Here is an 11149-nt window from a genome sequence, read left to right on the forward strand (position 1 = left end):
ATTCTCGAAAGATTCGAAGTTTATAATATGAATTGCAGAGATGGAAGACATATTTTTTTGGAGGAAATTTAAATGATTATACTTGAAACGAAGGATTTAATGAAAATTTACGGGAAAGGGGATACTGCCGTTCATGCATTGGATGGCGTCAGTATGAAAGTGGAGAACGGTGAGTTTGTTTCGATTGTAGGTACTTCCGGTAGCGGCAAATCCACATTGCTTCATATGCTTGGTGGTCTTGATCGCCCGACTAGCGGAAGGGTGATTGTGGATGGTCAAGAACTTTTTAAGTTAAAGGATGAAGAACTTACGATTTTCCGCCGCCGAAAAATAGGCTTCGTTTTTCAAAATTATAATCTTGTCCCTACTTTAAATGTCTATGAAAACATTGTTCTTCCTATTGGCTTAGATGGCAATACGCCTGATAAAGCATATGTGGATGCCATTATTCACACGCTTGGTCTTGAGCGTAAACTTCAAAATATGCCCAATAATTTATCTGGAGGGCAGCAGCAGCGCGTTGCTATTGCTAGAGCTTTGGCATCAAAGCCTGCCATTATTTTAGCCGATGAGCCAACGGGAAACTTGGATACTAAGACCAGTCAAGATGTTCTGTCTTTATTTAAAGTAACAAGTAGACAATTCAAGCAAACGATTGTCATGATTACCCATGATGAGGAAATCGCACAGCTTGCAGACAGAATTGTCCGTATAGAAGACGGACAGATTGTAGATGGTGGTATCCATGCTTAAAGTAAATAGTAAAAGAACCATTCATTTGCTTGCAAAAAGTTCGTTCAAAGCAAGTAGAATGAGAAACTTATTTGCTATCGTTGCAATTATTTTGACTTCGGTCATGTTTTCGGGGCTATTTACAGTAGCTACAAGCCTTGTTGCATCGATTGAGGAAAGTACTATGCGACAGGTGGGCGGCAGTGCACATGGTAGCTTTAAATATCTGTCAAAAGCGCAATATGACGCGCTGAAAACGCATCCTGATATTAAAGATATTTCTTTCTCTGTAGTTTTGGGCGTGGGTGAAAATAAGGAGCTAGCCAAACACCCTACTGAAATTCGATACACTAGCGGTGAAAACAATGCAAAGGGTATGTTTTCTATGCCGACAACAGGAAAACTTCCACAAAATGATGATGAAATTGCCACAGACACACTCGTTTTAAAGCAACTTGGTGTTTCTGCGAAGCTAGGTCAGAAGGTTACCTTAGACTATTCTTTAGCAGGGGAAAAAATAAGCAAAACCTTTACACTGGTAGGTTATTGGACAGGTGATAAGGTTATGCAGGCAAGTCAAGCATGGGTGAACAAAAGCTATGTGGAGAAGCAACTTGCCAATTACAAACCAAGTAAGCAGGGCTATGATGTAGGTCTTATCAACGCTGATGTCAATTTCAAGAACAGTTTTCGTATTGAAAGCAAGCTGCAAAAAGTGATTGTAGACAGTGGGTTCAGTCTGGACGACATTGATTATGGCGTCAACTGGGCTTATACCGGAAACGGTGAATCTCTAGACATAAGTACCATCGTTGCGACTGTTGGTGCCATTTTAATGATTGCTTTTAGTGGTTATTTAATGATTGCTAATGTATTTACAATTAGTGTGGCAAATGATGTACGGTACTATGGTCTGATTAAAACAATTGGTACAACTCCAAAGCAAATTCGTAAATTGATACGTAGACAGGCGATGTGGCTCTGTTTCATCGGTTTGCCAATTGGGTTGCTAGTTGGATATCTTGTGGGAATGATGCTAGTTCCGATTGTCTTGTCTATTATGAACACCGATGTCATTAAAATATCAGCTCATCCACTTATCTTTATTTTGTCTAGTATTTTTTCAGCAGTCACTGTTTTTGTCAGTGTTTCAAAGCCGTCAAAAATTGCGGCAAAAGTAAGTCCGATTGAAGCGCTTCGTGTTACAGATAACAGTGCAGGGAGTAAACGGAAGATAAAGAAAGGGACTAAAGTAAATTTGTGGACGATGGCCTATTCAAATCTTGCTCGCAATAAAAAGAAGGTCGTGCTTGTCTCCATCTCACTTTCTTTAGGGCTTGTGATTTTAAATGCTACCTATTCGATTGCAAATAGCTTTGATATGGATGAATATTTAAGCCGTTCTATCATGAACGATTTTGCAGTGGGAGACGTGTCTAACTTTAACGTCAATCTCAACTATAGCAACCAAGATACGTTAAGCGAAGGCTTTTTCTCTGAGCTGTCCTTACAAGAAGGCATCGAAAGCATCAATAACATCTATTTTACAGAATATGAAGTGCCAACAGGGCCGCGCTTTGTCGATATTCCTAAACAATTGGCAAAGGAATATGGCGCAGATAGTAAGAGAGTTGAAGCACTTAAACGCTATGCTCAAGAACCAAAACAACTATTGCATCTGTATGGTCTTGATGAGGGTGCTTTGCAAAAGTTAATCTTACTGCATGGCAAAATAGAGGAGCAAAAGCTTTATTCGGGAAAATATGTGATAGCTGCATCATTTGATGCACAAGGCAATATTTTATACTATGCAATCGGTGACAAAATTCAGCTTCCAGATCCAACCGGACAAATGCGGGAATATGAAGTGCTTGCTGTTGCGGACATTCCAGAAAGCATAAGCGCAAGACACTCGCATCCGTTAACGCCAACATTTTATTTGCCAAGCCAAGTCTTTTTAGAGCAAATTGAACAAAAAGCCCCAATGCTAAGCACGATTGATGTGCAAGATAGCGCAATGGAAAAAATGGAGCGTTTTTTAGCAAACTATAGTACTAACACCGACCAAAACATGGAATTTGAATCCAAGGCGTCTTTAGCGGCAGAATTTGAAAACTTGCAAAAAACGTTGAAAATCGTTGGGATTACCATCAGCATTCTAGTAGCTTTCATTGGCATTATGAATTTCATCAATTCTGTCATTACCTCTATCAATGCACGTCGACGAGAGCTTGCGATGCTACAAAGTATCGGTATGCTAAATAGACAGGTAATTAAAATGCTTATACTGGAAAGTACCATGTATATTCTGCTAACTATAGCTGCAACGCTTACTATTGGAAGTGCAATTTGCTATCTGGGTCTAAATGCATTTACAGCAGGGGCAGCCTATATGAAGCTATATTTTACAGTTGTTCCATCACTGCTATGCCTTCCAATACTTCTTGTCATAGCGATAATAGTTCCTGTCATGTGCCAAAAGGTCATTTCAAAAAGCAGTATTGTAGAGCGATTACGTAAAATAGAGTAGGTACCTATTACCATCAAACCTTTGAGCTAGCTAATTATAGCTCCGAATTTACACGCAACAAAGGCAACTCTCTTGGGGTTGCCTTTTGTGTATCTACTAAAGGGGTAGCGAAGAGAAGTGAATGCGAGATTGTTGTTTTGCAGCATAGGCATTCACGATGACTTATACAATTTATACATGGCCGTTTCGTTATCAATAGATTGAGCAATTTTAAAAGCTTCCTCTTGCGTTTTATGATTATTTATAATTTCATATAAAAACCTTATAACGAACATAAAATTAGCATTACCGTCTATGTAATCATCAGGGCCTATATAAGAGTGACAACCACATGCAAGAAAAGCGTTTGCTAGCTGTTCCTTGCCTAATGTGCAACCAGAGCCTATCACTTTCACATCTTTTATATTCGTATATTGTTTAATCTCTTGCTGTCCAAAAAAATCACCTCTTGGCTCATTGCCTTCATAAACATCTTCACCAAGTTCAGGCATACATAATCTACCTTCATCTCCATGAAAATTTAAAATTAAATAATCTACTTTATTATCAAGTTCTTTACCGGATAGAACATCAATCAGATCATTGGGTCTACCTATCCAATGTATATTTACCCTTACGCCAAAATACTCTAGTGCTGATCGTATAGCATACGATTCCATATCACAATTCGGTCCTACGACTAAACTGACATACATTTCAGGTCTACTCAACTTACATCCTCCTTTTTACGTCAATTCACATGCTACAACTTTACAATTAAAGGGATATTGCAGGAAGTTGAACTGAACGAAACCGCCTGTATCCCTTTGACATGTCTTTTCAATTTCCGTTTGGTGAATCTATTCAATTTAGCTATCCGGAATAAATAGATTAGAGATTAAGCCATATTTTTGAGCTATTTGTAGTGCTTCAATTCTAGAATTTGCTTTTAATTTTGAAAAAATTTTAGTTAAGCTGTATTCGATTGTGCGTTGGCTGACATATAACTCTTCCGCAATCATTTTATTTGTGTATCCTTTCGAAATAAGCTCAAGGATATTTTGTTCCTTATTCGAAAGCGTGATAATACTATTCTCTTCAAAATTATTATTAGAAGAAATCGAATTTCTCCGGAGTTGGCGTAATAAAGATAGTGGAATGATTACTTCTTCATTCAATGCACAATAAATAGCATTTACGAGCTGTTCAGAGCTGGACATTTTGCTTACAAAACCAGCAATACCTGCATTAATTAATAAATCAAAATGGGTATTAATATCAAAACCTGTATAAATGACAATTTTCGCCTCAGGATTTACTTGTAAAATTCTTTTAGATAGTTCCAGTCCATTAATGTCAGGCATATACAAATCTACAAGAAAAATATCGAATGTTGGGTTAGAGGCAGCTTGGATAATTTCATCGATATTTTTTAATATCGTGACTTCCATACCGGCAGTTTCCAAAATAGCCTTTGTACCCGTTCGTACTGCAGGATGATCGTCCACAATTAAAACGCTAATCAAAAATCTCACCTCTATTTCAAATAATGATGCAAATGTGAAGTCCTTTGTTCAATGAAGAATTAATTTCTATCGTTCCATTTAAAATTCGAACACGTTCTTTAATGCTGAACATACCGATTTTATTCGTATCCATTTCAGATGACTCGAGTAATCCCACACCATCATCATCGTATAGCAGAATGATATGGCATTCATCGTAAAATATCGAAAGTTCTACTTCGTTTGCATTCGCATGCTTACGAGCATTGTTGAGTAGTTCTTGAACAATTCGATAAATATTAATTTCAAATTCATATGAAAGCCCTTCAAGCCGCCCATCATAATCAAAATAAATAGAGAAATCACAATGTTGTCGTGTTGATTCAATCATATGTCCTAAAGCTTGTTCTAGTCCTTCTTCTTTTAAAAAGGGTGGACGAAGTTCAATGCATGTTTCTCGTACTAAATGAGCTATGTCGATGATATCTTCTTTTAGACAGTCTAACTCTTTACTTATTGATGATTTTTCAGCATGTTTAATAAGTCCTTCTATATTTCTTATTAATTGTAATAAGCCTTGTAAAACACTGTCATGTAAATCCATGGATAAATTAATACGTTCTTTTTCGGTCACATGCATGAGCAGTTTTGAATAGGAAGTAGGCATGATTACTTCATCAATATTATTTTTATAAGAGTCGAGTTGGCATTTCAACTCTTCAATTAAGTAATTATTTTCTAAAACAATACTTGAAAAATAAGATATCGACTCTAGCCACGCCTTTTCTTGTGGGTTCAGTTTTGCATTATTTTTCTTTTGTTCAAAATAGATAATTTCTTTACTAATGCCGTTACTACCGATAACCGTTGCGAAGCCTTTATGTACTTTAAGCAAGGAACCATTTGAATACTGCGCCCAATTAATTTTTTGAATGGCATTATTTACGAGGCTTTGGTGAGCCGTTTTAACAGTCCAATTGTCTACTGCGGGTCTTTTTTCAATTTGGATATAGTTTAAGTTATCAACAGAAAGTACATCTTTAATTTGCTTTTGAAGTGCGTCAATCAATGTAAAAGGATTGGTTTCAAATTTCACTTTTTGGAAAAAGCCATATAAGCTAATGTCTAATCGATTATTTTTAGAAAATAAATGAGGATTTAATTTATAGTCTAAATAATCTTTAATATAGAGCAAGATGCAAGAAAGATAGAATATAAAGATGCCCAGTATAAGTATTTCAATCGATAATAGATGTACTTCAGTCATAAAACTTATTATAAGCGTGGTTAGTATAGAAAATGGTAAAGATAATAACGTAAAGTATTTAATTTTATTTAAAAAGAAGTCAATATCTATTAATTCATAGGTCAATTGCAAATAAACTAAAATAATAGGAATAATGAAAATAAAGATTCCTGTTATTTCAGCAGAAATAATATAACGATCGTGGAAAATAATTGGTAGTGCATAAAACAATATAAATGGTGAGAAGGCAATAAAGTAACCTGAGAACATTATTTTTAGTTTAATGCGTACATTCGGTTCATGGTTAATATAATAGTACCTTATAAGTAAAAATAGTAAGAAAAATATTAAAGACGAAAAAAATTTTAATTGAATAGTCGTACTCGAAATTTCTAGGTCTTTATTAACAAAGGAGACAAATGATATGGCCATAGTAAGAAAATATAAAAGGTATAATACTTTAAGATAACTGGTTTTAATGAATGGAAGTTTAGAATAAGAAAAATGTAAATATAAAAAATGTATAAATAAAATAACGAATATTGGAAGCGTGATCGTATTGATGCTACGTCCAATTACATCTCCTCTTGCAGAAATCGGGGCGCTACTATAACAAAGCGCAATCGTTAATAAAAAATAAGTGAGAACCTGTGATGAACTTTTTTCAGAATGTCGGGTATTCAATATGATTGCTAGCGCAATCGCAATGATGACAGATAAAATTTTAACGAAAAGTTGCACTTCAAGCATTAAACTTTTATTTCCGTTTTCAACGATAAATGTAACAGTTTCATTAGCAGCATTAATAATAGTTAGAGACTCAGCTAACTCTATTCGTTGGAAATAAATGATAGAGTGATGAAGTGAAGGATGAGCGTTATTGACTTTTAAGATTTGGTCACCTGGTTGGATATTTCGATTTATTCCCCATGAATTTTCATAAATAGTATCTACAAAGTATTGTTTATCTTTATTTAATACCTCTATCCCAATTAAAGGATATTTCATTGTAAGATAAAAAAAATAAATGATTAATAGTGTAGTAATAAAAATGGGGAATCCCATCCAAATAAATTTTTGCTTTTTCATCATTTCCTCCTTAGAAGTAAGTGACAATCCATAGGAGTGACATATTAAAATAGAGGGAATTGGCTACTATGAATATTGGACGTAGAAATTAAGTTTTAGCGAATTCCCTTTTGTTGCCATTACAAATAAATGAAGAGTCGTAACCCTTAATTTATTTATGATGTATAGTTCCTTTCAAATGCAATAGGTAGGGATGGTGTGTGTATAGTGGTGATGTATTCAGCTTGCTTTTTAGTTTGCTCGTGCATTTTTTCGAGAAAAAGGCTACAAGTATTATCGTAGTTTCCTCTTCTGCATATCGTGGTGATAATCCTTTTGCGTTATACTGTTACGTTGAAGTTATTTCCAGTAATAGGCTTGCAACTGCGGTTTTTTATTTAAAACAACGTCTATAAGAGCCTTATTCTCTTCTGGAGAGATACCTATAATACAAATTTTATTGTTTTTTAAGAGATGTAAAACTTCAGTGTCTTTCATTAGATAGTGAATGATGTTTTTCATATGAAGATCTCCTTTTAAATGTATTTAAGTAGTGCTTCTTTATATTTTTTAGTAATTGATAATGACATGATGCTGGATTCAGCCTTGTTTCGATACAGTTGTTGGGTGACTTTTGAATAAAGAAAAGCACCTGTTTCTTCTAACAGTGATTCAATCACTTTAGCAAGCTCCAATATTTCGTGTTTTTCTATACTACCGTTGTAATAGTTTTGGATTTTTTCTATCACCGGATGATTTTGTTCCACGGCTAACAAATATAAAATGGGTAAAGTCCATTTTTTATTCAGCAAATCATTTTTCCCATCCCAACATTTCATACCTTCCATATCATTTTGAATCTGACCAATTACCCCGATGTGACTACCGTAAAATTGAACTTCAGTTGCTTTATCCGGATTCGCAAGAACAGTTCCTATTAAACAAGCTAACTCCGTTAAGGACCCAGACTTTAAAACAACCATGTCAATATAGCGATCTTCACAAGATATATTGTTTAATAAATCGATATGTTGTCCTTCAATAGCACGCAAAGCTTTTGTGATCAAGAGTTCTAATGCTATATATTTATGTTTAAAATCGGATTCTTTAATGATTAACTGACATAAAAAGAGTAAGTAACTTGAAATATTTAACGATAAATTTTGGTGTTGAACCCAAGGCGATGAAAGATTATCTTGGTCTTCAATATCATCTAAAATATCAAAAGATAAAATAAGAAGTTCAATTGCCGCTGCTACTTTAAAAATGTGATTTTCTATTTTATTGTTATAAATCACATAATGGAGTACGACTAACTCCCCAAATAAATAACCTTCCTCTTTCTTAAAGTCGATAAATTCATATAACTGCGTTTTCATATCCTTATTCGTTACATAAGTCTCTAAAATATCTACCATAGTTGAATACAATCGATTATTAACATCTAAACTCATCTATAACACCACCATCTCGTAAATAATACCACATATTAACATTATATTAAAATATATCCTAAGCATTGTAAAATAAGGAACTGCTAATATAGGTTAAATAAAGGTGGCAATAAGCTTTTTCGTGCTTATTATCGCTGCCAAACTGAATGCATTGGTCGGTTTTTTCAAATTATTTTCGGTATACCGAAATGTGATTTTCGGTGAATTGCAACAGAAAATATGTGAAGATTTAAATGTCAGAATTATTTTAATACCGGTTAATTAAGTGATTTCTAGACTTTAAGTAATGATAGTAAGTAGTTTCATTTAGATTTGCTAATGAATCAAAAAATTCAAAGTATATTGGAGGCTTATATAATGAGCAATGTTAATTTCGATACGATTATTGTAGGGAATGGAGCAATAGGATCTTCTATAGCATACGAACTTTCCTCTAGAGGTCAAAAGGTTGCACTTATAGGGAAGGAAGCACGTGAATCAGCAGCATCTACAGCTGCTGGCGCGATGAATGGCTGTTATGGAGAAGTGACTGAAAGTCTTATGAAAAGTGAGTTCGGTCGAAAAAAATTATTAATGGACATTAAGGCTAAAAATATGTGGGAAGGTTGGCTATCCAAACTGACGAAAGATTCAGGTGATGAAAGAGAAGTAATCATTGCCCACGGTACGGAAGTAATCCTTAATACGGCAGGAACAAGAGATGTAGATTCTGTTAACTTTATGAAAATTGAACAAGCGCTAAAAGAAAACTCGGAACGCTATGAAATAATAGATTCAGATAACCACGTATGGCTAAAGGCAGATGAACAAGTAAGACCTCTTAAAGCATTACTAATACCAGAAGAAAATGCAGTTGATCCTAACATTTTATTAGCTAAACTTTCCAAAGCCATTCATAATCTTGGAGGAACCCTTTTCAATGAACATGCACTATCAGTAATTACAGAAGGCAATCAAGTTTGTGGGATTGAACTGAGCGAACAGAAAATTTTTGCAAAAAATATCATTATTGCTGCAGGGGTTCATTCGTTAGATTTATTAGATTTCGATTTAGAATTGAAAAATAAAATACCGCCAATGTTTTCAGGGTACGGTGTGTCAATACTTTTAGAATTAGATGACATAGAAAATTATAACAGGGTCATTCGAACGCCAAATCGAGCATTTGCCTGCGGTTTACATTGCGTTCCTCGAAATGGGAAAGAGCTTTACATCGGTGCAACCAATATACTATCGGATATTCCAAGGAAAAATGCCTATGTATCGGATGTACAATTTTTATTAGATTGTGCAGTAGAACAATTACACTTAGATCTTTTTAATGCCGACATTAAAAAAATTCAAGTTGGAAATAGACCGATACCAGCTGATGGATTCCCGTTAATCGGTCAAATTAAATATGATGGTCTTTGGTTGGCTACAGGAACATATAGAGATGGGTTACACCAATCTCCTTTAATCGCTGAACACTTAGCTAACGAAATAAGTGGGATTGTAAACGATATTGACCTTTCTGATTTTCATCCAATTCGAAAGCCTCTCTATAATACACCAAGACATGAATTGATTGCTAAAACAACATCCGAAATGTTTGCCACTGGTTACGAATATCGTTGGGACGTGCAACCTTATTGGCATCCTATTTTAGAAAAAGGAATGCTTCATAGTTTTGAAGAAATTTTAGACGAGCTACATAAGGAATTTGCTCCACCACCTGAAATCCTTTCTCTTTACCTGACACATCCTAAATCTTCTAAAGAACAGCTAAGAACATACTACAATGCGTGGAGTGAATGATGAAGACAAAAGATGATTATATTAACTTGTTAAAAAACGCAGGGGTTTGGGACCCTGTGGGAGACTACGAAAAAATATACAGTCAATATTATTTTACAGAAGCGGGACAAAATGACCCAATAGCAGTAAAGGAATTTGAGGCAGATATTCATGAAAGATGTAATAGAATTCCGTTGGAGCATATTGTAGGCTACGCAGAACTGAACGCTAATAGATATGTTGTTGGAACAGGCGTTTTTATACCGAGAATTCAAAGTTTGGGGATCGTTGAGTGGCTGAAAGAAAATAAAGCAATTGCTCCGAGTTCTTTCGTTTATGACTTATGTTCTGGTTCGGGTGCAATCGGGATAGAAATTTGGAAAATGACAAATGCAAACATTGTCTGTATAGAAAAATCAGATTTAGCTACTAAGTATCTCAAGCGAAACATTTTGCGTCATAATGCCGAGAAGGTTGACGTTTATCAAGGAGACATCAAAGAATATTTTGATGATATGCCGCAAAAAGCAGTCGAAGCAGAGATTGTTATATCCAATCCCCCATATGTACCGAAAGAAATGGCGCAACCCCCTGAGTGGGGGGTGCATCATCCAGAAGAATCGGTCTATGCAGAGCAGGATGGCCTAGATATTATTTATGCGTCAGCTTTATTTGCCAATAGAGCATTAAAAAAAGATGGCGTTGTATTAATCGAACATGATGAAAATCAAGGAGAAAGCGTCAGTGCGATATTAGCAAGCAATAATTTTTATAACATCCAAACAATCGTAAGCGAGAAATATTCTGACGAGACAGGACTCTCCATCTTTACTATAGGTTATAAGCTATAAATAAATAT

General features: G+C 35.0%; 9 protein-coding genes. 4 read left to right on the plus strand and 5 right to left on the minus strand.

Going from position 1 to position 11149, the window contains the following annotated elements; translation table 11 throughout:
* Positions 1 to 72 precede the first annotated feature (72 nt).
* Together I5435_RS11385 and I5435_RS11390 are read left to right on the plus strand one after the other, a co-directional pair.
* Positions 73 to 753: an ABC transporter ATP-binding protein gene (locus I5435_RS11385; RefSeq protein WP_024361665.1), complete on the plus strand. Its 681-nt coding sequence runs from the start codon at positions 73 to 75 to the stop codon at positions 751 to 753.
* Positions 746 to 3262 carry an ABC transporter permease gene (locus tag I5435_RS11390; protein WP_337982256.1) on the plus strand — a complete coding sequence of 839 codons (2517 nt, stop codon included), beginning with the start codon at positions 746 to 748 and terminating at the stop codon, positions 3260 to 3262. The genes I5435_RS11385 and I5435_RS11390 overlap by 8 nt, the downstream gene beginning before the upstream one ends.
* A 152-nt stretch (positions 3263 to 3414) precedes the next feature.
* On the opposite strand, the gene I5435_RS11395 is transcribed toward I5435_RS11390, so the two are convergent.
* The 5 genes from I5435_RS11395 to I5435_RS11415 all read right to left on the minus strand — a co-directional run bounded on the left by I5435_RS11395 (position 3415) and on the right by I5435_RS11415 (position 8514).
* Positions 3415 to 3972, minus strand: coding sequence for a hypothetical protein (locus tag I5435_RS11395; protein ID WP_024361667.1), 558 nt, complete (start codon positions 3970 to 3972; stop codon positions 3415 to 3417).
* 138 nt (positions 3973 to 4110) lie between these two features.
* The gene (locus I5435_RS11400) at positions 4111 to 4767 is read right to left on the minus strand and encodes a response regulator (RefSeq protein ID WP_337982257.1); all 657 of its coding nucleotides are present in this window, start codon (positions 4765 to 4767) and stop codon (positions 4111 to 4113) included.
* Positions 4768 to 4783: 16 nt separating this feature from the next.
* Positions 4784 to 7081 (minus strand): sensor histidine kinase, encoded by a 2298-nt coding sequence (locus I5435_RS11405; RefSeq protein WP_337982258.1) that lies wholly within the window; start codon positions 7079 to 7081, stop codon positions 4784 to 4786.
* Positions 7082 to 7420: 339 nt separating this feature from the next.
* On the minus strand, positions 7421 to 7582 hold the full coding sequence (gene comX / locus I5435_RS11410; protein ID WP_081769888.1) for a competence pheromone ComX: 162 nt from the start codon (positions 7580 to 7582) through the stop codon (positions 7421 to 7423).
* Positions 7583 to 7596: 14 nt separating this feature from the next.
* The gene (locus I5435_RS11415; RefSeq protein WP_025219537.1) at positions 7597 to 8514 is read right to left on the minus strand and encodes a polyprenyl synthetase family protein; all 918 of its coding nucleotides are present in this window, start codon (positions 8512 to 8514) and stop codon (positions 7597 to 7599) included.
* Positions 8515 to 8871: 357 nt separating this feature from the next.
* On the opposite strand from I5435_RS11415, the gene I5435_RS11420 reads away from it, so the two are divergent.
* On the plus strand, positions 8872 to 10311 hold the full coding sequence (locus tag I5435_RS11420) for an FAD-dependent oxidoreductase (RefSeq protein WP_337982259.1): 1440 nt from the start codon (positions 8872 to 8874) through the stop codon (positions 10309 to 10311).
* On the plus strand, positions 10311 to 11141 hold the full coding sequence (locus tag I5435_RS11425) for a N5-glutamine methyltransferase family protein (protein ID WP_024361672.1): 831 nt from the start codon (positions 10311 to 10313) through the stop codon (positions 11139 to 11141). The genes I5435_RS11420 and I5435_RS11425 overlap by 1 nt, the downstream gene beginning before the upstream one ends.
* The last annotated feature ends 8 nt before the right edge of the window (positions 11142 to 11149 follow it).

The organism is Lysinibacillus sp. C5.1 (assembly GCF_016350185.1).
Lineage (GTDB): Bacteria > Bacillota > Bacilli > Bacillales_A > Planococcaceae > Lysinibacillus > Lysinibacillus sphaericus.